This is a genomic window from Vibrio sp. Y2-5, from assembly GCF_014596725.1.
GTDB lineage: Bacteria > Pseudomonadota > Gammaproteobacteria > Enterobacterales > Vibrionaceae > Vibrio.
Window position 1 is genome coordinate 76,626 of the sequence record NZ_JACVEG010000001.1, and the last position, 24,472, is coordinate 101,097.

The following is a 24,472-nucleotide window of genomic DNA, read 5'->3' on the forward strand; positions in this document are numbered from 1 at the left end:
CACGAAATTCCAACGAAAACTCTATTTTCCACGTCATTTTATTGTTGCAAAATGCATAATAATTTTAACAAGTGAATAACAATGAGCGTTAAATGCTTATTTTGTGAATGTTTATTGATTTTGATTGGGTCTTAGGAGGCTCCAGATATTTACAATTGGATACTATTTTTTTGTGATTTTGTAATTTAATTACAAAGATCGCATTGAGAACTATTTGTATTTATTTGGTATCCATATGCAGTTACACGAGTTAGTTAATACCGTCGGTCAGGATCTTCAAAGGCGTTACGGAGAGCGTGTTCACAAGCTGACTTTACATGGTGGTTTCAGTTGTCCTAACCGTGACGGCACTATTGGCCGAGGTGGTTGCACATTCTGCAACGTGGCTTCGTTTGCGGATGAAGATACGCAGATCCAAAGTATTGAAGAACAGCTGAAAGACCGTGCAGGCGAAATTCATCGTGCTCGTAAATATCTTGCTTATTTTCAGGCGTATACCAGCACTTATGCTGAAGTCCAGACCTTGAAGAGCATGTACGAGCAGGCGCTAAAAGCTGCGGATATTGTCGGCTTATGTGTCGGGACTCGGCCGGATTGTGTTCCTGATGCTGTACTTGAATTGCTCGCAGGTTATGTACAGCAAGGGTATGAAATTTGGTTGGAACTTGGCTTACAAACCGCGAATAACCAAACCTTGAAACACATCAATCGAGGCCATGATTTCGAATGTTATGCGCAGATCACGCAGCGAGCTCGAGCTTTGGGGATTAAAGTCTGCACTCACTTAATTGTTGGCCTGCCAAAAGAGACTCGCGACGATAATATTGAAACCCTGAAAAAAGTTGTCGAAGTGGGTACTGATGGTATCAAATTGCATGGATTACATATTGTTGAAGGCAGCACAATGGCTAAAGCATGGCGCGCCGGACGATTAGAAGCCCCAACGTTGGAGGAGTATGTATCTATCGCCAGCGAAATGATTCGTTTAACACCGCCTGAAGTGGTTTATCACCGTGTCTCTTCCGCAGCTCGCAGACCAACCTTACTGTCTCCGTTATGGTGTGAGAATCGCTGGATCGCAATGACGGAAATTGGCAAAGCATTAGATAAAGAGGGAGCGCAAGGCTCGCTTGTTGGTCAGCCTTTTCACTATCAAACTGTGCGTTAATTTCCGCCCCTATGGCGGAAAAAAGCATAACTTTTATCTCTAACCCTTGATGAGTTCAAATTCTTCAAAGACGAGTAACTTCTTTGGCTGACTCTTGGCATCGAAACAGGCTAGACTACGGCTAATTCATTCCTGTGGAGTTATGGATGAAACCGATGAAAAATCTCGCCCAGTACTACGTGGATCTGCTAGTCAAACTGGGTATTTTGCGTTTCTCTATTTTACTAGCGCTTGCTTTAGTTGCTTTGGCCGTGGTCGTTCAGGTCGGTATCACTCTGGCCCTTAATGGCTATGTCGATGACATCGATATTCTGAGATCAGTGTTCTTTGGTCTTATCATCACCCCTTGGGCTGTGTACTTTCTTTCTGTGGTCGTTGATCAATTGGAAGAGTCACGTCAACGTCTATCGAAACTGGTTTCCAAGCTCAAAGACATGCGTTCACGAGATCAAGAGCTGAACCAAAAGCTCCAGCAGAACATTGTTAAGCTGAATCAAGAAATTGAAGAGCGTATTAAAGCGGAAGAAGCGCGTGAAGAAGCCATGGTGGATTTGGAAACCGAGGTATTTCAACGTGAAAAAACACAGGTAGAGTTGGCTGAAAGAACGGCTCTGCTCCGCTCATTTATCGATGCTTCTCCTGACTTGATCTATTACCGAAATGCAAAAGGTGAATTCTCGGGGTGTAACCGTGCGATGGAAGAGCTGACCGGCAAGCGAGAAAGTGAACTTGTTGGTCTAACACCATGGGATGTTTACCGCAAAGAGATTGCTCAGTCGATTGTTGAGACCGACCAACGCGTATTCAAAGACAACCGAGCTATTACCTACGAACAGTGGCTGGAATACCCTGATGGTCACAAAAACTACTTTGAACTGCGCAAAGTACCGTTTTACAGCAAAGATGGTCGTCACTTAGGTCTTGTTGGCTTTGGCCGTGATATTACCGAGCGTAAACGTCATGAAGAGTCTTTGGAAAAAGCCAGCCGCGATAAAACCACGTTTATCTCAACCATCAGCCATGAGTTGCGCACGCCGCTCAATGGTATTGTTGGTTTAAGCCGAATGCTGCTGGATACGCCAATGACACCTGAGCAGCGTAAACACATGCAGACCATTAACGTCAGTGCTGTCACCTTGGGTAATATCTTTAACGATATTATCGATATGGATAAGTTCGACCGTCGTAAGCTAGAGTTATTCCCTGCACCTTTGAACTTCGAAGAATTTGTTGTCGAGCTAGAAAGCTTGTCGGCTCTGATGGCGGAACAGAAAGGTCTGCGCTTTGATTTAGAACGCCTAACAGATTTACCTGAACTCGTCAGTGTGGACGCGACGCGACTTCGCCAAGTTCTGTGGAACTTAATCAGTAACGCAATGAAATTCACCAAAGAAGGTGGAGTGGTGATGAACGTCAGTGCGGATATCGAAGACGGTATGGCAAATATCACCATGGATATTGAAGATACGGGTATCGGGATTCCAGAATCGGAACTCGATAAGATTTTTGCTATGTACTATCAGGTGAAGTCTGGCGAGGACAACTTACACGCAGTTGGTACAGGCATCGGTCTTGCGGTGTCACGTCAGCTCGTTAATTTGATGGGTGGCGATATTACTGTGAGCAGTGAAGAGGGTTTCGGCAGTACCTTTACAGTGTCGATCAGCGTACCTCTTGCCGAAGCATCCGCAATGAAGAAATCTCCGGAAGCCGTTCAACGCAGCTTGAATATCTTTATGGTGGAAGACATTGAGCTGAACGTGACGGTTGCGCGTTCGTTACTTGAAAGTCTTGGACACAAGGTGACTGTCGCCATGACAGGACAAGCCGCGATTGATACTTTCAAACCTGAATTATATGACTTAGTTTTCTTGGATATTCAACTTCCGGATATGACGGGCTTTGATATTGCCCAATATTACCGTAGCCATTATCAAGATCTTCCACCTTTGGTGGCATTGACAGCGAATGTGCTGAAAGATCGTTCTGAGTATTTTGAAAAGGGGATGGATGATGCGATAAGTAAACCACTTTCCGTTTCAGCCGTTCAGGATGTGATAAGCAAGGTTACAATGAATCCTCAGCAAACAACAGACGAGGTAAAACCTATGGAAAAAACCATTGAAGGCAACGACGATCTTTATATTCGACTGCTTGATCTCGATATGCTGACTTCTTACGTTGATATTGTAGGGCAGAAGCCTGTACTTGATAGCATCAAAATGTTTGAAGAGATGATGCCAAGTTATATTGAACTGTTGGATTCCAACATGGTGGCGAAAGATCAAGACGGTATTGTCTCTGAAGCGCATAAGATAAAGGGTGCAGCAGGGTCTATAGGTTTAAAACACATTCAAAGTGTGGCGCAAAAAGCACAATCTCCAGAAGCTCCTGCTTGGTGGGAAAACATAACAGATTGGGTTGAGGAAATTAAAAACGAATATCGCAACGATATTGAAGTACTCAAACAGTGGTTGGAACAAAGGAAATAAAATGAAAAAACTTGCTCTCGCTTTATTAGCTCTGACAATGGCAGCATGTACTTCTCAGACTTCTAATCACGAAAATATTAACTGGAAACAAGATAATCTTGCCGCTTTATCTGAGACTGACATTCAGCTTAAAAGCAATCTTTGGACTGACAAGATGCCTAAAGTTGATGGTACACCAGAGACCCAACCACTTAATGGTACTTTGATGTTAGACACTTCTGGTGAACTGTCAGCGGAGCTTGTTGTTGAGAAGGTGGTTATCAAACAGAAAGACAATACTTGGATCGTTCAAGGCGATGAGACTGAACTGAGAACATTGAGTGAAAATCTTTGGGAAGTGGTGTTTGCAACAGAGATCCCAGTGGATGTCGAAAAGAGCGTTCACGTAGCTTTAGAGCTTAGCGACAACAATGGTGATGTTTGGTTGGTGGAACGTAATGTCACGATTGATAAGGTCTATTGAACGATCAAATCTAGCGTTCGATAAGGACGGTGCAAAGAGTGTTCATTGGGTATGAATTCAAATTCTGAGCAAAAGACATAATAAAAAAGCCCCATTTAGGGGCTTTTTTGCATTCATTAGTAGTAAGAACAGTTCAAGCTTATTCTTCTAAGTCGCCACAGAAACGGTAACCTTCACCGTGAATTGTTGCGATAATTTCTGGAGTGCCAGACACTGACTCAAAGTGTTTACGGATACGACGAATCGTTACGTCTACAGTACGGTCATGTGGTTTCAACTCACGGCCAGTCATCTTCTTAAGAAGATCAGCACGAGTTTGGATCTTGCCTGGATTTTCACAGAAATGCAGTAATGCACGGAATTCTGAACGAGGTAGTTTGTAACCATCACCACTTGGGCTAACCAGTGAACGACTATTAATGTCTAACACCCAACCGTTGAATTCGTATTTCTCTACAGAACGTTTCTCATCTTGAGCTACGCCAGCGTTCATTGAACGGCTTAGTAGGTTACGAGCACGAATAGTAAGCTCACGAGGGTTGAATGGTTTAGTGATGTAATCATCTGCACCAATTTCTAAACCAAGGATTTTATCTACTTCGTTATCGCGACCTGTTAAAAACATCAGAGCAACATCAGCTTGCTCACGAAGCTCACGAGCTAACAACAAACCGTTTTTACCCGGTAAGTTGATGTCCATGATTACTAGGTTGATGTTGTTGTCAGATAGTTCGTGGTGCATTTCTTCACCGTTACTAGCTTCAAAAACATCGTATCCCTCGGCTTCAAAAATACTCTTTAGAGTGTTACGAGTAACTTGCTCATCTTCAACAATAAGAATCTGCGGGGTTTGCATTGGCGGTACCTAAACTTGTGAAAAATTTGTGCTAATAGAACTCATTCTAGGCAAAAACATAACATAGGGTAATTTGATGTTAACAATAAAACTTAATTTATGTAAAAAATCTACTCTCGGGTTGCCCGCCGTCCGTGGAATACTAGCTTATGAGGAATCCAATACCTCTTTGGTTCTACTAGTCTTTGAGCCGGATTCTATAATGTTAACAGCATGCTAACAACGGCCAAATGTTAATTCCAATCACTTTGTTGATTTACATCAATTGTTAGAATGTAACAGATATTAAAACTAATAACGAGATGTAACACCAGTAACCTCATGAAAATAAATGCAAACCTTTGGCAAGCTTATTCCTGCGTCAAATTTGATCTTCAACATAAAATGACGTTTGAAAACTACGCCATCATTACCGCATGGAACCCTGAAAGTGATAAGTTGTCAGAATATGATAATTGCGTAAATAATCAACGTTTACAGAATGAGCTGATTGGTTATGATTGGTGTCCTGTTCGCGTTGGTGATCCTGAGTTTTATTGGTTTGAAGAAAGTTTTGCCGTGGATATGCCTTTGGATAAGGCATTGGAACTAGGCAGAGCATATAAACAGAATGCAATCTATTACGTGTGCAACAACATGCTTTATTTACATTCCTGTAAGGGAGAACTACGGGAGTGTTTAGGGGATTTTAATTTATTCAAACTGTAACCCATATGAGGTTATTCCCCTTTAGAGCCTAATTATTTTTTTGAAATTACAATTACGAGAATCATGGAGGAACGATGAAAGATATCACACCGGATATATGTGATCGCTACGAGTCACAGGTGACTTTACTCGACTTACCCTTGCAAAATTACGGTATGAGAAGCAGTTTTTGGGGAGAGATTGTGACAGTGCGTTGCTATCACGACAATTCAAAAGTTCGTGAAGTCTTGAGCCAGAACGGCAAGGGAAAAGTACTGGTGGTTGATGGTCACGGCTCTCGCCGCAAAGCACTGATGGGAGATCAGGTCGCTATGATGGCAATTGATAACGGTTGGGAAGGCGTGATTATCTATGGCGCAGTTCGAGACGTTGTCGCGCTGTCGCAAATGGATTTAGGTATAAAAGCATTAGATGCTTGCCCATTTAAAACCGAAAAACGAGGCGTAGGTAAAGTAAATGTTGCCCTGTCTATGCACAACCAAATGGTGCTACCGGGGGATTATATCTATGCTGATTGGAATGGGATATTGATGTCACAGCAAGCGCTTGATTTGAGCTAAAAACGAAATCCTAAACCCACTTCAACACCTTGTTGCCACTCTTGATAGCCAAGGGTGGCATGCAAATCTAAATCATCAGAAAGTTGTAACCGACTAGACAATTCTGCACCAATATTTGAAGTTCTTTCACTGTTTTTATCCGAAAAATAGGATTGAACGGAGCTGCTTAATGTCACTCTTTCAGTGAGCTGGTAGCTAACGCCACTAAGCAGTCCGTTTTCGCTGAAATTACCATTCTCTGAGTAAGATTGGTTGATGCGAGCGCCGACATAAACATCAATGTCGCTGAAAATTGCATAGGCGTACCCACCATCAATGACGATATCCCAAGCTTCAATTTCTTTCCCGTTTTGTTCGCTGCTTACCTGTTCACTAGTTAAGAACAATCGATGTGGGGAATCCTTCTGCATTGAAGGCAAAGTAGGAAGTGGTTCGGACCGAGCACTAAAGATAATCAGCATGCAGGTAATACCAAGACCAAGTCTCATGATATCCCCCTTATCGTTATAAATTTTTAAATGACTTTTCCACTGCGCTTAACAAAGTCTAGGCGCAAAAAACATTGTCGGTAGGAGCGTTGTTAGAGCATTTGGTTATTTGCTTAGTCGGTTTAGTTTTACTCAAATAATGATTGTTGATTTTTAAGAGACTTAGCTAACTAATCAGAATGAAACATAAAAAAAAACTACTTTTTCGTTGACTATACGATAAAAAATAGGTTAAACGTAGGGGTAAGCAAACACATAAATGAAGTAAGATTTCTATGTTTAATAACAGCCTAGTAATGATGACAACCACCATTATTATTACCGACATTACGCGTGTTGGGGCAGGCTGCTAAGCGTAAAATTTACAAACAAGGCCTGTATCCCCACCGATACAGGCCTTTTTTTATGCCTATTTTTAATGACTTGGAGTAAAGGGATGCGAGTTCTAAAGTTTGGAGGTTCATCGTTAGCTGATGCTGACCGTTTATTACGGGCAGCAGACATCATTGCCAATAACGCTCAGCAGGAAGACGTTGCCGTTGTTCTTTCTGCACCGGGTAAAACCACAAATAAACTTGTGGCAGTGATCGAAAGTGCGATGCGTAATGGAGAAGCGGAACTACAGATTAAAGAGTTGGAATCTTCGCTCAACACTTTGTTTGAAGATATAAAAGCAGTATTGCCAAACATCGATGGCACTGCGTTTGACAACCAAGTTAAAACCTCAATGTCACAGCTACGTCAGTTTGTGCACGGAATTAGCCTATTAGGCATGTGTCCTGATAATGTGAATGCTCGCATTATCAGTAAAGGTGAGCGTGTTTCTATTCAGCTAATGAAAGCCGTAATGGAAGCAAAAGGATTAGCCGCTAATCTGATTGATCCAGTAAAATATCTGCTAGCGAAAGGGGACTATTTAGAAGCGATGGTAGATGTGGATGTATCCACTCAAAACTTCAAATCAAATCCTCTCCCAGAAAAACATGTCCACATTATGCCGGGCTTTACCGCGGGTAATAAAAAAGGCGAATTGGTTTGTCTAGGTCGTAACGGTTCTGACTATTCTGCAGCGGTCTTAGCGGCTTGTTTACGTGCAGAGTGTTGTGAAATTTGGACTGATGTCGATGGTGTTTATAACTGTGACCCTCGCTTAGTTGAAGATGCGCGCTTACTTAAATCTCTTAGTTATCAAGAAGCAATGGAACTGTCTTACTTTGGTGCTTCCGTTCTTCATCCCAAAACTATCGCTCCTATTGCTCAATTCCACATTCCATGCCTAATCAAAAACAGCTTTAACCCACAAGGCCCTGGTACTTTGATTGGTCTTGATACTGGTGAAGATAAACTAGCGATCAAAGGCATTACAACGCTTAATAACCTAACAATGGTCAACGTTTCAGGCCCTGGTATGAAAGGTATGGTAGGGATGGCGAGTCGCGTATTTGGTGCGATGTCCGCTTCAGGCGTTTCTATTGTTTTGATCACTCAGTCTTCATCTGAATACAGTATCAGTTTCTGTATTGAAGCTGAGCATAAAGTTCTGGCTCAGCAAGCATTGTCAGAAGCATTCGAACTCGAACTAAAAGATGGCTTGTTGGAGCCTGTTGAGTTTATGGAAGATCTTTCGATCATCACTTTGGTGGGGGATGGCATGCGCACATCGCGCGGAGTGGCATCTCAATTTTTTGCTTCATTAACAGAAGCGCACGTCAACATTGTCGCGATTGCTCAGGGGTCATCAGAGCGTGCAATTTCAGCGGTTATTCCAGAAGACAAAGTGTCTTCAGCCATTAAGGCATGTCACGAAAACCTGTTTAATTCTAAGCATTTCCTTGATGTCTTTGTTATCGGCGTTGGTGGCGTTGGTGGCGAATTGGTTGATCAAATCAACCGTCAACAAGCGAAACTGGCTGAAAAAGGTATCGTGATTCGCGTATGTGGTTTGGCGAACAGCAAGGGTTTATTGCTTGATAGTGAAGGCCTACCTCTCGATAACTGGCGTGATCGCATGGGTGCGGCGTCGGAAGAGTTCTCATTAGCTCGCTTGATTGCTCTAGTGAACCGTAACCATATCATCAACCCTGTGCTGGTGGATTGTACTTCTAGTGAATCGATCGCTAATCAATATACAGATTTCTTAGCGGCAGGCTTCCACGTTGTTACTCCAAACAAGAAAGCAAACACTGCAAGCATGGCGTATTACCATCAGTTACGCGAAGTGGCTCGTCACTCTCGTCGTAAATTGATGTATGAAACAACAGTAGGTGCTGGTCTACCGGTTATTGAAAACCTGCAAAACCTAATTGCTGCAGGTGACGAACTGGAGAAATTCAACGGTATCTTATCTGGCTCTTTATCATTTATCTTCGGTAAGCTAGATGAAGGTCTGACACTGAGCCAAGCGACAACTATCGCGAAAGAAAAAGGTTTCACTGAGCCAGATCCTCGTGATGATCTATCCGGTATGGATGTAGCTCGTAAACTACTGATCCTTGCTCGTGAAGCGGGAATGGTATTAGAGCTTGAAGATATTAAGGTGGAACAAGCGTTACCACCGGGCTTTGATGCATCAGGTAGTGTTGAGGATTTCATGGCTCGCTTGCCTCAAGCGGATGAATATTTCCAACAGTTGTCAGCTAAAGCGGCTGAAGAAGGAAAAGTTCTTCGTTACGTGGGTGAGATCGCGGAAGGCGAATGCCGAGTGCACATCGCGATGGTTGATGAAAATGGTCCAATGTTCAAAATTAAAGATGGCGAGAACGCTCTGGCATTCTACAGCCGCTACTATCAGCCAATTCCGCTAGTGCTACGCGGTTACGGTGCAGGTACAGAAGTAACTGCTGCAGGTGTATTCTCGGATGTCATGCGTACGCTTGGCTGGAAATTAGGGATTTAATCAATGAGTTCAAGTGACATGGGCGTAGTCGTTTACGCCCCAGCTTCTATCGGTAACGTGAGTGTTGGTTTCGACGTATTGGGTGCCGCAGTTTCACCGATTGACGGAACACTGCTTGGGGATCGTGTACAAGTCAAAGCAGGTTCAGAACCCTTTACACTGAAAACAGCAGGCAGCTTTGTTTCTAAGCTTCCAGAAAACCCGAAAGAAAATATCGTTTACGATTGTTGGACAGTGTTCGCGCGCGAATTAGAGAAAAAGCAGGTTGAATTGAAGCCTCTTGAAATGACGCTAGAGAAGAACATGCCTATTGGCTCTGGTTTAGGTTCTAGTGCATGTTCAATTGTTGCTGCATTGGATGCGCTTAACCGTTTCCATGATCAACCATTAAATGAAACGGAACTGTTGGCATTAATGGGTGAGATGGAAGGTAAGATCTCTGGTGGCATTCACTATGACAACGTTGCACCATGTTATCTCGGTGGCGTGCAACTGATGCTTGAAGAGCTTGGCATTATCAGCCAAGAGGTGCCTTGCTTTGATGATTGGTACTGGGTAATGGCTTATCCGGGTATTAAGGTTTCAACCGCTGAAGCCCGTGCTATCTTACCATCTCAATATCGTCGCCAAGATATTATTGCTCACGGTCGTTATTTGGCTGGCTTTATTCATGCCTGCCATACCAATCAACCTGAGTTGGCGGCAAAAATGATCAAAGACGTGATCGCGGAACCTTATCGTGAGAAACTGTTGCCTGGTTTTGCCAAGGCTCGTCAATATGCGCTTTCTGCTGGTGCACTGGCGACAGGCATCTCTGGAAGCGGTCCAACGCTATTCAGTGTCTGCAAAGAAAAAGACGTTGCTGAACGTGTTGCGCGTTGGCTGGAACAAAACTATGTACAAAACGAAGAAGGATTCGTTCACGTTTGTCGTCTAGACAAAAACGGTTCAAAAGTTACAGGAAGTGAGCTATGAAGCTTTACAACATAAAAGAAAATGATGAACAAGTATCCTTTGGCCAAGCCGTGCGCCAAGGATTAGGTCGTAACCAAGGCCTATTTTTCCCGTCGGAATTACCAAAATTTGATGATATTGATGCGCTGTTAGCAGAAGATTTCGTAACTCGTAGTACTAAAATTCTGTCAGCTTTGATTGGTGATGAGTTACCAACTGAGAAAGTGAATGAGATGGTTGCATCAGCATTCCAATTTCCAGCACCTATCAAGTCAGTTAAAGATGGCGTTTATGCGCTTGAGCTATTCCATGGTCCTACGCTTGCGTTTAAAGACTTTGGCGGTCGTTTTATGGCTCAGTCTCTTGCGGCTGTGTCTAATGGTGGAAAAATCACGATTTTGACTGCAACTTCTGGTGATACAGGTGCTGCGGTTGCCCATGCTTTCTACGGCATGGAAGACATCAATGTAGTGATCCTTTATCCAAAAGGTAAAATCAGCCCACTTCAAGAAAAGCTGTTCTGTACACTAGGTAAGAACATCCACACTGTTGCTGTCAATGGCGATTTCGATGCATGCCAAGCATTAGTTAAAAACGCTTTTGATGATGCTGAACTGCGTGAGAAAGTGGGTCTTAACTCAGCAAACTCAATCAACATTAGCCGTCTGATGGCGCAAATCTGTTATTACTTCGAAGCAGCTGCGCAAATGAGCAAAGCAGAGCGCGAGAATCTCGTCGTTTCAGTTCCAAGTGGTAACTTCGGTAACCTAACTGCAGGTTTATTGGCTAAAGCATTGGGTTTACCTATCAAACGTTTTATCGCGGCTACTAACGCAAACGACACTGTGCCTCGTTACCTAGAAACCGGTAAATGGGATCCAAAACCTACAGTGGCGACCACTTCAAATGCGATGGACGTAAGCCAACCAAACAACTGGCCACGTATTGAAGAGCTCTGCAAGATCAAAGATTGGGGATTGGAAACCTTAGGTAAAGGTGCGGTTCTCGATAACGAAAGTGCGGAATCAGTGAAAGAACTGAACGCATTGGGTTATCTGTGCGAGCCACACGGTGCTATCGCTTATCGTGTACTTGATCAGCAATTACAGCAAGGTGAAACAGGGTTGTTCTTATGTACTGCTCATCCAGCGAAGTTCAAAGAAGTGGTAGATGATATTTTAGGTACTGACATTGAATTACCAGCGCCTTTGGCTAAACATGCGGTTATGGATCTGCTGTCTGACGAGATGGATGTTGACTTCGCAGCATTGAGAGAGCTTCTAATCAAGGTTCGTGGCGAATAATACAGTGAGTGGGGAATCATGATTGATTCCCTACCAGCAAAGCATAAAAAAGCGGTGCTACTTTACAGTAAGAGCACCGCTTTTTTTAATCTGTGAAACTGAATTATAGAGATTCAGTAAAAGTACGAGCGATAACGTCGCGTTGTTGCTCTGGAGTTAGAGAGTTAAAACGAACAGCGTAGCCCGATACACGGATAGTTAGCTGTGGGTATTTCTCTGGATGCGCTACTGCATCTTCCAGCGTTTCACGTTTAAGAACGTTAACGTTTAGGTGTTGACCACCTTCGATTTTTGCTGGAGTTTCGATTGCCACTTCACGGCTTTCGTACTCGCCAAGGTCAGATACTGGAACAACTTGATCTTCTGAGTAGCTACCAGTTGCTGCAACACAACGAGCTTCGTTTGTTTCACTATCGATTAGCCAAATAGAGTTAAGTAGGTCATCATTAGCTGCTTTAGTGATTTGGATACCTTGGATCATCAATATCTCCTAGTCCACTTTCAGTGGTATTTATTGGTGTTAAATTTCGTAATTATTGTTGAGCTTCGTATTATATATTTTATATCCATGATTATAGTATTGATATAGGTCAAAAAACAACATAAAACCTTAATTAGTTTAAGGTGAATAAATTGATGTTAATCAATAAGTGATTAATAAATATAACTATTCAATTAATTTTTAATGATTAAAAAATATTTTATGGTTAATTTTTGCTCTATTTGTAGTAATAAAACTACATTTTTACGTGCTAGAACAATCTAAATAGAACAAATCAGTAAGTTACAAAAGTGAACCTGAAAGTAGAAAGTGATTAAATGACAAATGAAGTAAAGCCTGTTGGCAATAAATATATTGGTGCTCATGTTTCAGCTGCTGGCGGCGTCGATCAGGCACCATTAAGAGCAAAAGAGATTGGTGCAAACGCATTCGCTATTTTTACTAAGAATCAGCGTCAATGGGTTGCTAAACCTTTAGAGGCGTCAACGATAAGGCGCTTTAAAGAACAATGTCAGCGTTTAGGTTTTTCTGCCGATTGTATTTTGCCTCACGATTCTTACTTAATTAACTTAGGTGCACCTGAAGAAGAGAAGTTGGAAAAATCGCGTGCTGCGTTTTTCGATGAGATGGAGCGTTGTAACCTATTAGGGCTGAAGCTGCTGAACTTTCATCCAGGTAGCCATTTAAAACTGGTGTCTGAAGAACAGTGCCTCGCGACTATTGCTGAGTCAATCAATCTTGCTCATAAAGCTGTACCGGATGTGATTGCTGTTATCGAAAATACAGCAGGGCAAGGAAGCAACTTAGGTTGGCGCTTTGAACATTTGGCGGCAATCATTGATCAAGTGGAAGACAAATCTCGTGTCGGTGTTTGCCTCGATACTTGCCACACATTTGCCGCTGGCTACGATTTAAGTAGCTTTGAAGCTTGTGAAGCGACCTTTGCTGAGTTTGATCGTATTGTTGGTATGCACTATTTGAGAGCAATGCATATTAATGATTCAAAAGGCGGGTTAGGCAGCAAGCTGGATCGCCACCATTCATTAGGTAAGGGTGAGATTGGTTGGGATTGCTTCGAATACATCTCTAAAGATCCTCGTTTTGATAATATCCCATTGATTTTAGAGACAATTGATCCTGATATTTGGCATTTAGAAATCCAAACAATGCGCGATCACCATTTAAGTGTATAAATTGTTAGTCTGAGATCACGATATTGGCATGCTTTTCTCATGACGTTTTCATGAAACGTTGTAAAGAAGGATGCCTAATTATGTTCTCTTCAGTTTGTGTTACCTCATCATTCAGTGCTCGACCTGCTGCTCGTATGCCAGTGCCTAATCGGCATGTAACAGGTCGAGGTCATCATCGTTCTCCTCAACCAAGTAAGCCTCATTGCAAGTAAAGCTTACTAATGAGAGCTGCAGTTTATCGCTAGGACGTTACTTGGCGGTTGTTGGGTTGATGACATTTTGAGTCGTTTACGACAATCTTGAGCAATATCTGAGGATTCAGAGGCTCCATGAGTTGTCGTATTCTAATTTACGAGTGCTGTCTGGCTGCAACTTTGTGTCCATGGGTATAAGATAAAGCAATTATTTTTATACTCAGGAGCTGCTATGAGCCATTCTTTGACTTGGCACGACGTCATTGGTCTAGAGAAAGAACAAGAATATTTCCAGCAAACGCTGAAGTTTGTAGAGGATGAGCGTGCCGCTGGTAAAGTCATCTTTCCGCCTGCTAAAGATGTATTTAATGCGTTTCGCTTTACTGAATTCGACGATGTCAAAGTGGTTATCCTTGGACAAGACCCTTATCACGGCCCTAATCAGGCTCATGGTTTGTGTTTTTCTGTCCTACCGGGAGTAAAAACGCCTCCTTCTCTGGTGAATATGTATAAAGAGTTGGCTCAAGATATCGAAGGGTTTCAAATCCCGAATCATGGCTATTTAAAAAGCTGGGCTGATCAGGGCGTTCTGTTGCTCAATACGGTTTTAACAGTAGAGCAGGGTAAGGCACATTCACATGCCAAAACGGGTTGGGAAACGTTCACAGACCGTGTGATTGATGCGCTAAACCAGCATCGTCAAGGCGTGATCTTCCTTCTCTGGGGATCTCATGCACAGAAAAAGGGTCAGATGATCGATAGAAGTAAGCATCATGTACTTATGGCTCCGCATCCTTCGCCGTTATCAGCTCATCGTGGTTTCTTCGGTTGTAAGCATTTTTCGCAAACAAATCAGATACTCAAACAGTTAGGGCAAATGCCAATTGATTGGCTACCAACTCTTGATTCGAATCAATGATGTGATGAATGATTGTTTCTATTGCTGATTTTTCGACCAAAATCAAAGCGAATTAGTCATTCCTTATATAGACTTTACCTACAAGACTGTGTAGGGGAGACGCACAATGATGATTGAAAGAATCAGACGTGAACATGGATACATGACTCGACTGTTGGCTATTTTGCGCGGAAAGTTACAGCTTCTTAAAGACGAAAAACCGATTAACTACAGCCTCGTTAAGGAAATTGTGGATTACCTTTCAAGTCATTCTGAAAGTGTCCATCACCCTAAAGAAGACATTCTTTATCGGCATTACATGCAGCATTATGGCGAGCATGAAGAAGTATCGGATTTAGAAAAAGAACATGATCTTTTATCTAAATCAACGCATGAGTTTTTGAATACAGTTGAGATGATTCTAAATGATGCAGTTGTTCCTCAAGATGTCTTTATGGAACAGCTAGAACAATTTATTAGTTCACAGCGTCAACATTTAGAAATGGAAGAGCAAACTGTTTTACCACTGATTAATCGGACTTTTAGCGTCGCAGATTGGCAACAGGTTGAATCTGAATGGAATTGTAATGAAGATGATCCTGTTTTTGGTTCAACCATTGCAGAAAGATACGCTCAGCTTGCTCGTCGAGTAAGAAAAAGCGAGACAGAATGCAATTAGTCGAAGTGTAAAAATAGAAAAGGCGCCAATAAAGGCGCCTCTTCTATTTATAATTTGAGGTCATCAAGCTCTAGACAAACATCCATTTCTAGTAACTCTCTTTCCAACCGTTTTCGATCTCGTATTGCTTCTATTTCACGCCACATCCTTTTAGCTGGTTTCGCTTTGCTACTCGCATTTGAGCGGAGCTTTGCGATTTGTGCATCTAACAATTCATCGAAGTGCAAGTCATCCATAAGCAAGCCTCTTTCTGGTTGTCTCCTGTCCTGGAGTTTTTTCTAAATATCATATTTTTTAGGACAATAACTATGATTTATTTCTCATTTGTTTCATTGATATGAAATTTTTATGGATTTCTTCCAGGAATATAAACTTTGCTAGCATTGGGTTGGTTGTTATTTAACCGGTTGGATACCGTATTTCTTATTTATTGATAATTGGCTGATGTTAATAAAAGGTTGTTAATCTAGGTTGTGGGCTTCTCGGTTGTTTAATTTTTGGTCTCTAAGTTTCGAAATGCTTCAAGTTCTGCAATTAGAAATTATTTTACGATGGCGCATATAGATCTATAAGGGGGAACATGGCTTTAACTTATTGTGCATGACATAAGTTTGATGTGGGTGTTGATGTTTAATAAATGTAATAATAGTGTTCTGTTTGTGTAATGTTCGCTTAGTGTTGTTTCTACGAATGGATCAGACGGATTTTCACAAATGCAACTTGACTCATATTGATTTTTAACCACCCAGCCTGCATTATTCACGCCCATCATACAGATACCTAAACCACTAGCGTATCTCCAATCTCCTGAACTACACACCATAATAAAAGCAAATCGCAGCCAGCGAGCGTGTAGTTAAAGTGCTAACTTTTATTTTCAGGTTCTAATACTTACTCTTTTTAGAGGTTTTTGTGACAGACTTAATTAACTTAATGAACGACCTGCTTTGGGGATCGATACTGGTGTATCTCCTAGTAGGTGTCGGTATTTATTTCACATTGCGTTTAGGCTTCATCCAATTTCGTCATTTTGGACATATGTTCAGCGTACTGAGAAATAGCCGTAAAGCGGACAATGCTGGTATTTCTTCTTTTCAAGCTCTTTGTACCAGTCTTGCAGCGCGTGTAGGTACAGGCAACATGGCCGGTGTTGCGGTTGCTTTAACCGTCGGTGGTCCTGGGGCGATTTTCTGGATGTGGATGACTGCGATGCTAGGCATGGCGACATCATTTGCAGAAAGTACTCTTGCTCAGCTTTATAAATCACGTGATAAGGACGGCAATTACCGTGGTGGCCCAGCTTATTACATGGAGAAAGGCTTGGGTATGCGCTGGATGGGTGTACTTTTCTCAATCTTCCTTATCATTGCGTTCGGCTTGGTGTTCAACGCAGTACAAGCTAACTCAATTTCAAATGCGATGAACAATGCATTTGGCTTTGACCCAATGATGGTCGGTGTTGGCATTGTGCTACTGACTGCCTTCGTAATTTTCGGTGGTATCCGTAAAATTGCACGTACCGCTGAGCTTATCGTTCCGTTCATGGCTATTGCTTACCTAGCGATTGCACTTGTGGTGGTGTTCATGAACTTAGAGAAAGTACCTGCGGTGTTCTCTCTGATCATTAAAAGTGCATTCGGTTTTGAGCAAGCGGCCGCTGGTGGTCTTGGTTATGCGATTGCACAAGCAATGATCAACGGTGTAAAACGTGGATTGTTCTCAAACGAAGCGGGTATGGGTTCTGCACCGAATGCTGCGGCTTCTGCAACGCCTTATCCTCCGCATCCTGCGTCTCAAGGTTATGTGCAAATGTTGGGTGTGTTTGTTGATACTATCGTGATTTGTTCAGCGACCATGGCGATCATCCTTGTGTCTGGTGAATATGTTCCACACGGTGAGATTACTGGTATCGAACTGACACAACGTGCACTAAGTTCACAAGTGGGCGATTGGGGCGGCGTGTTCATTGCGATGGCAATTTTCTTCTTTGCTTTCACGTCAATCATTGCGAATTATTCGTACGCGGAAACTAACCTGATATTTCTTGAGCACAATAACAAGAAAGGGTTAATGGTTTTTCGTCTGATTTTCTTAAGCATGGTGATGTTTGGTGCGTTAGCGACACTGCCTACCGTTTGGGCGATGGCAGACGTTTCTATGGGCTTGATGGCGATTGTTAACTTGATTGCGATTCTGCTTCTGTCTGGAACAGTCATTAAGTTGGCAAAAGACTACAACCGTCAGCTAGATGCAGGCAAAGTACCGACTTTCAATGCTAATGAGTACCCAGAACTAAAAACTCAACTTGAAGATGGCATCTGGGATCAATCTAAGTCAAATAAAGCTAACTAAGTACACTAATAGATAGTACCGATGTTATAGATTGGAAAAGCCATGCAGACACTGCATGGCTTTTTTTGTAAGCTATCGTTCAAAAGCAATAAAAGCCAGCTCAACAGAATTTATAAAGGAAACCTTATGCTCATAGTGGTCTCTCCAGCAAAAACATTGGATTATGAATCTCCATTGCCAACAACGCGCTTTACTCAGCCAGAGTTGACTTCTCACTCAGCGGAATTAATTAAAGTGTGCCGCACATTGACACCGCAAGATATTGCCGACTTAATGAAAGTGAGCGACAAAATTGCTGGATTGAACGTGGCACGCTTTGAGCAATGGACTGAAACCTTCACACCTGATAATTCTCGCCCAGCGATTTTTGCTTTCAAAGGTGATGTCTATACTGGTCTTGAAGCAGAAACCTTATCTGAAGCTGATTTAGACTATGCGCAGACTCATCTGCGTATGCTGTCTGGTTTATACGGATTGTTGAAGCCTCTCGATCTTATGCAGCCTTACCGTCTTGAAATGGGTACTAAGCTGGGTAATGAGCGTGGCAGCAATCTCTATCAATTCTGGGGCAATATCATTACTGAAAAGCTAAATGACGCGATTAAGACACAGGAAGACAACGTGCTGGTCAATCTGGCTTCTAATGAATACTTCAAAGCCGTTAAACCGAAAGCTTTAGATGCCCAAGTGATCACGCCTGTGTTTAAAGACTGCAAAAATGGTCAATACAAAGTCATCAGCTTCTTTGCGAAAAAAGCCCGGGGTATGATGGCGCGCTATATTATTGAAAACCGTATTGAGTCGGTAAAGCAGTTAGAATCTTTTGATACTGCTGGCTACTACTACTGTGCTGCTGAATCGACAGCAACAGAGCTTGTCTTCAAACGAGAAGAACAATAAGTCTTTAGATGGGGTTGTTATGCTAACTTGGTTTAAAAAATGGCTGGCACGCTATGATGACTGGTGCCAAAACATGGGGCTAACACCAGATCAAAAACGTTGTTGCGTCCCTTATCGTAAAGATCCGATTCATGATAAAACCCCAACTCATGACAAAGACAGCGACAAGGCATAAGCTGCGGCTATTTGATACTCATTGCCACTTTGATTTTGATGAGTTTGCCGCGTCGTTTTCCGAACAAATGTCAGCCGCAACGCAAGCTCATGTAGAGAAAATCATTATTCCATCTGTTGGCCTTTCTAATTGGTTGCGAGTGAAAAACCTCGCCACACAATATCCAGTAACCCTTCGATACGCTCTGGGCTTCCATCCTTATTTTCTTGAACATTTTTCCGATGAACAGTTGCAGCTGTTAGAAGATGAATTATCGCAGCGAGAGAGTGCTTGTGTTGCCGTTGGTGAATGCGGATTAGATGCTATGGTTGCGGTTGATGCCTCGCTTCAAGAGCGAGTTTTCATCGCTCAACTCGCTATGGCGCAACATGCTCATCTTCCGCTCATCCTGCACAGCCGAAAAACGCATAACCGATTGCTGCAACTAATTAAGCAACATCGCTTTACTCAAGGTGGTGTGTTACATGCTTTTTCCGGCAGTGAACAACAAGCCAGACAGTTTATCGATCTTGGCTTTAAAATCGGTGTAGGCGGAGTGATTACTTACCCACGAGCCAATAAAACTCGACAAGCGATCAGCCAATTACCGATAGAGTCTCTGGTTTTAGAAACCGACGCACCGGACATGCCGCTATTTGGCAGGCAAGGCGAGGCCAATCATCCTAAGTATTTAATTCATGTCTTAGAAGAGCTGGCGGTGCTGAGAGACACCAATAAAGAAAAACTGGCATCACAGCTTTGGGCAAACAGTATTGAGCTGTTTCGGATTGATGAATAGCAAAAAGGGAGCGAATATCGCTCCCTTTGTCTTTGGTAAAGAGTTTTAGGTAAAAGATTAAATCTTTATTCGCGCTCTTTGGTGTACGGAACACCAATTGCTTTTGGCGCGACCGCTTTACCAATAAATCCTGCAAGTAGAAATACCGTCAAGACATATGGCAATGCTTCAATGGCTTGAACCGGAATAGGGAAGTCACCAACACTCACACCTTGCAGGCGAATCGCCAGCGCATCAAGGAAGCCAAACAGCAAACAAGCAGCCATGGCTGTCACAGGGCGCCACTTACCAAAGATCAGAGCCGCCAATGCCATATAGCCTTTACCTGCGCTCATGTTAGGAATGAACTGCGCAGTTTGACCTACAGAGAGGTATACGCCAGCCAAACCTACCAATAAGCCACAGATCACCATTGCACTATAACGCATTCCAGTAACCGAAATACCGGCTGTATCCACTGCCGCCGGAGAATCACCTACCGCTCTTAAGCGTAAGCCGAAGCGAGTTTTGAACAATACGTACCAAGACAAAGGTACTGCCGCTAAAGCCACATACTCAATAATCGAGTGACCACTGATGAGCTCAGAGTAAAGTAGTCCAATAACAGGAACGTCTTGCAAGGCATCTGCGCCCGGTAATGTGATTGGTGCAAAACGAGCATCGCCGGATAGTGCGGGTGTTTGACCGCCTTGATTGAACCAGTAACGTCCAAGAGTTACGGTTAAACCGGTTGCCAGAATATTGATTGCCATACCGCTGACCACTTGATCACCACGGTGAGTGATCGAAGCAAAGCCGTGAAGTAAGGCAAGCAGAATAGACACCAGAACACCAGCACAAACACCCAGCCAAGCTGAGCCCGTGATATATGCAGTAGCAGCACCCGCGAAAGCTGCTGCCAAAAGTTTACCTTCCAATGCAATGTTTACTACACCTGAACGTTCACTAAACATGCCTGCTAAAGCAGCTAGAATAAGCGGGGTGGCAACACGAATTGTGGCATCAGCCATTAAAATGATGGTTTCAAACATGATTACGCAACTCCATGTTCTTGTTTGCCAAATAAGCGCAGATAAATGCGTTCAATTGAAGGTTTGAACATGTACTCAAGCGCACCAGAGAAGAGAATGACCAGACCTTGTAGTACAACGACGATGTTACGGTCAACACCATAATCGAAGCTCAGCTCAGCACCACCTTGATAGAGGAAGCCAAACAGTAAACTTGCTAGGACAACACCCACAGGGTGGTTTCGACCCATTAGAGCAACAGCAATACCCGTAAAGCCAAACCCTTCTACAAAGTTCAGTTTGATCTGATGAAGCTCACCTTGCAGCACGTTAATGCCAAAGAAGCCGGCCAACATACCAGAGAGCATCATTGTGATGACTACGATTTTTAGATAGTTAATACCTGCATAAGATGCAGCTGACGCGTTAGCACCAATAGAGCGAATCTCATATCCCCAGCGAGAATGCCAAATAAATAACCACACAAACACACAGCACAATAGCGCAAAAATGAAACTGATGTTGAGTGGGCTTGGCGCAACGTTGATACCAAATACTGCAAACAGCTCGTGTATTTTTGGTAGCCAGCTACCTTGTGCAAACACGCGGCTTTCTGTTGCCATTGTGGTTTCTGGTTTAAGGATGTCGACCAGAAGGTATGCCATTAGCGAAGCGGCAATGAAGTTAAACATGATCGTTGTAATAACGATATGAGACCCCCGCTTTGCCTGTAAGTAAGCAGGAATAAACGCCCAAGCCGCACCAAAAGCGCCGCCTGCGATAACCGCTACAGGAAATACGACATACCAAGGAGCGTATTCGCCTAGGGTTAAACAGATGATCCCTACACCCAGACCACCAATATATGCCTGACCTTCCACACCGATGTTGAACAGCCCCGCGTGATAAGCCACAGCAACCGCTAAACCCGTAAAGATAAAGCCAGTTGTGTAGTAAAGGGTGTAACCGAACCCTTCAGCGTAACCGAACGCCCCTGTCCACATGACTTTAATGGCATCCAAGGGGTTAATATCAATATAAATAAACAACAATGCTGAAACTAAAAACGCGACTAACACGTTAATCGCAGGTAACAGCGCAATGGTTACCCAAGCGGGCACTTTTGCCTGACTCATGCCGTCTCTCCTTGGGCAATACTCTCTTTTATATGGTCTGGAATGATGTTCGCCATCATAAGACCTAATGTTTTCTCATCGGCCTGATGAGCTTGCAGTTCACCGACAATAGCGCCATCGAACACAACCAAAATACGGTCAGCGAGGCTGAGGATTTCATCCAGTTCAACTGAGACTAATAGTACGGCTTTACCAGCATCTCGGCTGGCAATGATTTGCTGGTGGATATACTCAATTGCACCGATGTCCACACCTCGTGTAGGTTGGCCAATTAGAAGAACGTCTGGGTTCTCTTCCATTTCACGAGCAATCACCAGTTTTTGCTGGTTACCACCCGAAAAATTTGCCGTTTTTAGATGGATGTCATTCGGGCGAACATCCCATTTATCCATACTCTCTTGGCAAATCTTCGAAATAGCGGCTTTGTCTTGCAGTAAGCCTTTGTTGTATTTTGGCAGATTGTGATAACCCAAGATGTAAGCTTCTTGAGCTTCAAATTTGTTGATCAAGCCTTGTTTGTGGCGATCTTCAGGAATATGACCCACACCCATTGCTCTTACTTGTTGAGGATCTGCGGGCTTGTCTACAGAAATCGTGTGTCCATTCAGTTCAAAGCTTCCTGACGTGGGTTTTAAGATGCCAGACAAAAGAGACAGAATCTCTGATTGACCATTGCCGGATACACCAGCAATACCGACTAGTTCTCCAGCACGAACTGAAAAACTGATGTCTTTAACTCGTTTTACGCCGCTGTGATCAACGTAGCCTAGCTTGTTTACCTTAAGCAGCTCTTTCGCTGGTTTAGCTTCTGACTTGTCGACTTTTAAGCGAACTTTACGTCCCACCATCAGCTCTGCAAGCTCTTCGCGATTGGTTTCTGACGTTTTTACATCGGCAACCATCTGACCCTGACGCATAACCGAAATGTTGTCGGTAATAGCCAGTACTTCACGTAACTTGTGGGTAATGATGATGACGGTTGTTCCTTGGCTACGTAGCTTGTCCAGAATCGCAAATAGGTGATCCGCTTCTTGAGGGGTTAATACACCCGTTGGTTCATCAAGAATAAGTAGCTTTGCATCGCGGTAAAGGGCTTTAAGAATTTCGACTCGCTGTTGTAAGCCAACAGGTAGGTCTCCGACCAACTTATCGAGTGGAACATCTAAACCGTAGTCTTTTTCAATTTGGACCAGTTTCTTTCTCGCTGCTTTTAAGCTGTCATCTAATTTCCAGCCAGATTCAGCACCGAGAACAACGTTTTCAAGAACTGTGAAGGTATCAACCAACATAAAGTGTTGGTGAACCATACCTATCCCTGCTGCAATAGCTTCTTGAGAGTTATTAGGGGTATATGGTTTACCATCAACGAACATCTCACCTGAGTTTGGTGTATAAAAACCGTAAATGATGCTCATCAAGGTGGATTTACCAGCGCCATTTTCACCGATAATGCCGTGAATGGTACCTGCTGGAACTTTTAAATCGATAGCTTTATTCGCGTGAACGGCACCAAAGCGTTTATCGATTTTTTTAAGTTCGATGGCATAGTTTTGAGATTGCGTCACGTAAAAACTTCCTGAACTAATGAGGTCAACGACCCTAAGGCCATATTCAAATGGATGCGCTTAAACGAGCAGCCAAATAAATCATACGCCGCTGAGCAAGCAGCGGCGTATAACATTTCCAAACGGAACGTATTGTTTTAACTAAGTATTGAGAACTAAATTAGTACTCACACTTGTTGTTAGACATATAATCGTGAATCTTGATTTTGCCTGCGATGATGTCTGCTTTTAGAGTATCCATATAAGCTTTCATTTCGTCAGTGATCAGAGACTTGTTGTTGTCATCGTATGCCCAGTCAACCGCATTCTCTTTTAGACCCAGAGCTTTGATACCTGGTTTCCAAGTACCGTTCATCTCTTCTTTCCAAGACTCAACTGAAGCTGCACCTACCAGTTTAACCATTGACGTTAGCATGGTGCCTGGTTGCAGGTGGTTTTGGTTTGAGTCAACACCGATCGCTAGTTTGCCTGCATCTTTTGCTGCTTGGTAAACACCTAGACCAGTACCGCCAGCTGCCGCGTAAACAACGTCAACACCTTTAGAGAATTGAGATTTTGCAAGCTCAGAACCTTTTGCTGGGTCAGCAAATGCTGCTGGAGTTGAGCCTGTCATGTTTTGTAGAACAGTGATGCTTGGGTTGGTGTATTTAGCGCCTTGCTCATAACCACATTGGAATTTACGGATAAGAGGAATATCCATACCACCAATGAAGCCAACTACGCCTGATTTAGACGCCTTCGCAGCAAGTGCACCCACTAGGAATGAACCTTCGTGTTCTTTAAATACGATTGATTGTACGTTTGGCTTATCAACAACTGAGTCAAGAATTGTGAAATGAATGTCTGGGAATTCAGTTGCCACTTTTTCTACAGCTGATGCCATATTAAAGCCTACAGCAACAATAGGGCTATAACCGCGGCTTGCTAAGCGACGAAGGCCTTGTTCACGCTGAGCTTCATTCTGAGGTTCAAATTCGCGAACTTTAGTACCTTCAGCTGCCATCACTTTTACACCATTTTGATAGACCGCTTCGTTGAACGATTTATCGAATTTACCCGCTGTATCATAAATTACGGCTGGTTTTGCTTCTGCGAAAACGTGAAATGACGAAACCGCTAAAGCAAGTGCTGAGATTTTTATAATAGATTTTTTCACTGTTATATACCTATGTTGCAATACCACTGTACTAGACGAGAGACT

The 24,472-nt window shown here is 43.0% G+C and carries 23 protein-coding genes; 15 read left to right on the forward strand and 8 right to left on the reverse strand.

The features are described from left to right. Nucleotides 1–235: 235 nt before the first annotated feature. The 3 genes from HUO09_RS00320 (at nt 236) to HUO09_RS00330 (ending at nt 4,123) form a co-directional block, all read left to right on the forward strand. A complete protein-coding gene (locus HUO09_RS00320; protein ID WP_188232670.1) occupies nt 236–1,168 on the forward strand; it encodes a TIGR01212 family radical SAM protein in 933 nt (310 codons plus the stop codon). A 146-nt stretch (nt 1,169–1,314) separates the two neighbouring features. Then, nucleotides 1,315–3,660 carry an aerobic respiration two-component sensor histidine kinase ArcB gene (gene arcB, locus HUO09_RS00325; protein WP_188232671.1) on the forward strand — a complete coding sequence of 782 codons (2,346 nt, stop codon included), beginning with the start codon at nt 1,315–1,317 and terminating at the stop codon, nt 3,658–3,660. A gap of 1 nt (nt 3,661) precedes the next feature. Then, nucleotides 3,662–4,123 (forward strand): hypothetical protein, encoded by a 462-nt coding sequence (locus HUO09_RS00330; RefSeq protein WP_167410757.1) that lies wholly within the window; start codon nt 3,662–3,664, stop codon nt 4,121–4,123. 139 nt (nt 4,124–4,262) lie between these two features. Here HUO09_RS00330 and arcA read toward each other — a convergent pair whose 3' ends face one another. Next, complete coding sequence (gene arcA, locus HUO09_RS00335; protein ID WP_167410756.1) at nt 4,263–4,979, reverse strand: two-component system response regulator ArcA; 717 nt, start codon at nt 4,977–4,979, stop codon at nt 4,263–4,265. 321 nt (nt 4,980–5,300) lie between these two features. Here arcA and HUO09_RS00340 point away from each other — a divergent pair, with 321 nt between their 5' ends. Next, nucleotides 5,301–5,687, forward strand: coding sequence for a DUF3293 domain-containing protein (locus HUO09_RS00340; RefSeq protein ID WP_188232672.1), 387 nt, complete (start codon nt 5,301–5,303; stop codon nt 5,685–5,687). 74 nt (nt 5,688–5,761) lie between these two features. After that, nucleotides 5,762–6,247, forward strand: a complete 486-nt coding sequence (locus HUO09_RS00345) for a putative 4-hydroxy-4-methyl-2-oxoglutarate aldolase (protein WP_188232673.1) — start codon at nt 5,762–5,764, stop codon at nt 6,245–6,247. Here the strand turns inward: HUO09_RS00345 and HUO09_RS00350 are convergent. After that, nucleotides 6,244–6,735 (reverse strand): hypothetical protein, encoded by a 492-nt coding sequence (locus tag HUO09_RS00350; RefSeq protein WP_188232674.1) that lies wholly within the window; start codon nt 6,733–6,735, stop codon nt 6,244–6,246. The two genes, HUO09_RS00345 and HUO09_RS00350, sit on opposite strands and share 4 nt — an antisense overlap. A gap of 436 nt (nt 6,736–7,171) precedes the next feature. On the opposite strand from HUO09_RS00350, the gene thrA reads away from it, so the two are divergent. Genes thrA through thrC form a run of 3 tightly spaced genes read left to right on the forward strand, consistent with a single transcriptional unit; the run spans nt 7,172 to nt 11,889 of the window. Further along, nucleotides 7,172–9,631, forward strand: coding sequence for a bifunctional aspartate kinase/homoserine dehydrogenase I (thrA, locus tag HUO09_RS00355; protein WP_188232675.1), 2,460 nt, complete (start codon nt 7,172–7,174; stop codon nt 9,629–9,631). An 18-nt stretch (nt 9,632–9,649) separates the two neighbouring features. Next, complete coding sequence (gene thrB, locus HUO09_RS00360; RefSeq protein ID WP_042480786.1) at nt 9,650–10,606, forward strand: homoserine kinase; 957 nt, start codon at nt 9,650–9,652, stop codon at nt 10,604–10,606. Then, nucleotides 10,603–11,889 (forward strand): threonine synthase, encoded by a 1,287-nt coding sequence (thrC, locus tag HUO09_RS00365; RefSeq protein ID WP_188232676.1) that lies wholly within the window; start codon nt 10,603–10,605, stop codon nt 11,887–11,889. Before thrB ends, thrC begins: the two co-directional genes overlap by 4 nt. A 103-nt stretch (nt 11,890–11,992) precedes the next feature. Here the strand turns inward: thrC and grcA are convergent, their stop codons facing one another. Continuing rightward, the gene (gene grcA, locus HUO09_RS00370) at nt 11,993–12,370 is read right to left on the reverse strand and encodes an autonomous glycyl radical cofactor GrcA (RefSeq protein ID WP_167413652.1); all 378 of its coding nucleotides are present in this window, start codon (nt 12,368–12,370) and stop codon (nt 11,993–11,995) included. Nucleotides 12,371–12,708: 338 nt separating this feature from the next. Between grcA and nfo the strand changes: the two genes are divergently transcribed. The 3 genes from nfo to HUO09_RS00385 all read left to right on the forward strand — a co-directional run bounded on the left by nfo (nt 12,709) and on the right by HUO09_RS00385 (nt 15,355). Continuing rightward, nucleotides 12,709–13,584 carry a deoxyribonuclease IV gene (nfo, locus tag HUO09_RS00375; RefSeq protein WP_188232677.1) on the forward strand — a complete coding sequence of 292 codons (876 nt, stop codon included), beginning with the start codon at nt 12,709–12,711 and terminating at the stop codon, nt 13,582–13,584. 426 nt (nt 13,585–14,010) lie between these two features. Beyond that, nucleotides 14,011–14,697 (forward strand): uracil-DNA glycosylase, encoded by a 687-nt coding sequence (ung, locus tag HUO09_RS00380; RefSeq protein WP_167413650.1) that lies wholly within the window; start codon nt 14,011–14,013, stop codon nt 14,695–14,697. Nucleotides 14,698–14,803: 106 nt separating this feature from the next. Continuing rightward, nucleotides 14,804–15,355: a hemerythrin domain-containing protein gene (locus tag HUO09_RS00385; protein ID WP_188232678.1), complete on the forward strand. Its 552-nt coding sequence runs from the start codon at nt 14,804–14,806 to the stop codon at nt 15,353–15,355. A 47-nt stretch (nt 15,356–15,402) separates the two neighbouring features. Here the strand turns inward: HUO09_RS00385 and HUO09_RS00390 are convergent, their stop codons facing one another. Beyond that, entirely contained in the window at nt 15,403–15,591 is a 189-nt protein-coding gene (locus HUO09_RS00390) for a DUF3545 family protein (RefSeq protein WP_167413648.1), read from the reverse strand. A gap of 676 nt (nt 15,592–16,267) precedes the next feature. Between HUO09_RS00390 and HUO09_RS00395 the strand changes: the two genes are divergently transcribed. The 4 genes from HUO09_RS00395 (at nt 16,268) to HUO09_RS00410 (ending at nt 19,560) form a co-directional block, all read left to right on the forward strand. Further along, entirely contained in the window at nt 16,268–17,707 is a 1,440-nt protein-coding gene (locus tag HUO09_RS00395; protein ID WP_167413647.1) for a sodium:alanine symporter family protein, read from the forward strand. A gap of 126 nt (nt 17,708–17,833) precedes the next feature. Further along, nucleotides 17,834–18,607 carry a peroxide stress protein YaaA gene (gene yaaA, locus HUO09_RS00400; RefSeq protein WP_188232679.1) on the forward strand — a complete coding sequence of 258 codons (774 nt, stop codon included), beginning with the start codon at nt 17,834–17,836 and terminating at the stop codon, nt 18,605–18,607. A gap of 19 nt (nt 18,608–18,626) precedes the next feature. After that, entirely contained in the window at nt 18,627–18,782 is a 156-nt protein-coding gene (locus HUO09_RS00405; protein ID WP_167413645.1) for a DUF5363 family protein, read from the forward strand. Next, nucleotides 18,739–19,560, forward strand: a complete 822-nt coding sequence (locus HUO09_RS00410; RefSeq protein ID WP_223159264.1) for a TatD family hydrolase — start codon at nt 18,739–18,741, stop codon at nt 19,558–19,560. Before HUO09_RS00405 ends, HUO09_RS00410 begins: the two co-directional genes overlap by 44 nt. 65 nt (nt 19,561–19,625) lie before the next feature. On the opposite strand, the gene HUO09_RS00415 is transcribed toward HUO09_RS00410, so the two are convergent. The 4 genes from HUO09_RS00415 to HUO09_RS00430 all read right to left on the reverse strand — a co-directional run bounded on the left by HUO09_RS00415 (nt 19,626) and on the right by HUO09_RS00430 (nt 24,427). After that, nucleotides 19,626–20,591 (reverse strand): ABC transporter permease, encoded by a 966-nt coding sequence (locus tag HUO09_RS00415; protein ID WP_188232680.1) that lies wholly within the window; start codon nt 20,589–20,591, stop codon nt 19,626–19,628. A 2-nt stretch (nt 20,592–20,593) separates the two neighbouring features. Further along, nucleotides 20,594–21,706, reverse strand: coding sequence for an ABC transporter permease (locus HUO09_RS00420; RefSeq protein WP_167413238.1), 1,113 nt, complete (start codon nt 21,704–21,706; stop codon nt 20,594–20,596). Further along, nucleotides 21,703–23,271: an ABC transporter ATP-binding protein gene (locus tag HUO09_RS00425; protein WP_167413237.1), complete on the reverse strand. Its 1,569-nt coding sequence runs from the start codon at nt 23,269–23,271 to the stop codon at nt 21,703–21,705. Before HUO09_RS00425 ends, HUO09_RS00420 begins: the two co-directional genes overlap by 4 nt. A gap of 160 nt (nt 23,272–23,431) precedes the next feature. After that, nucleotides 23,432–24,427 carry a BMP family protein gene (locus HUO09_RS00430; RefSeq protein WP_373563674.1) on the reverse strand — a complete coding sequence of 332 codons (996 nt, stop codon included), beginning with the start codon at nt 24,425–24,427 and terminating at the stop codon, nt 23,432–23,434. Nucleotides 24,428–24,472 lie beyond the last annotated feature (45 nt).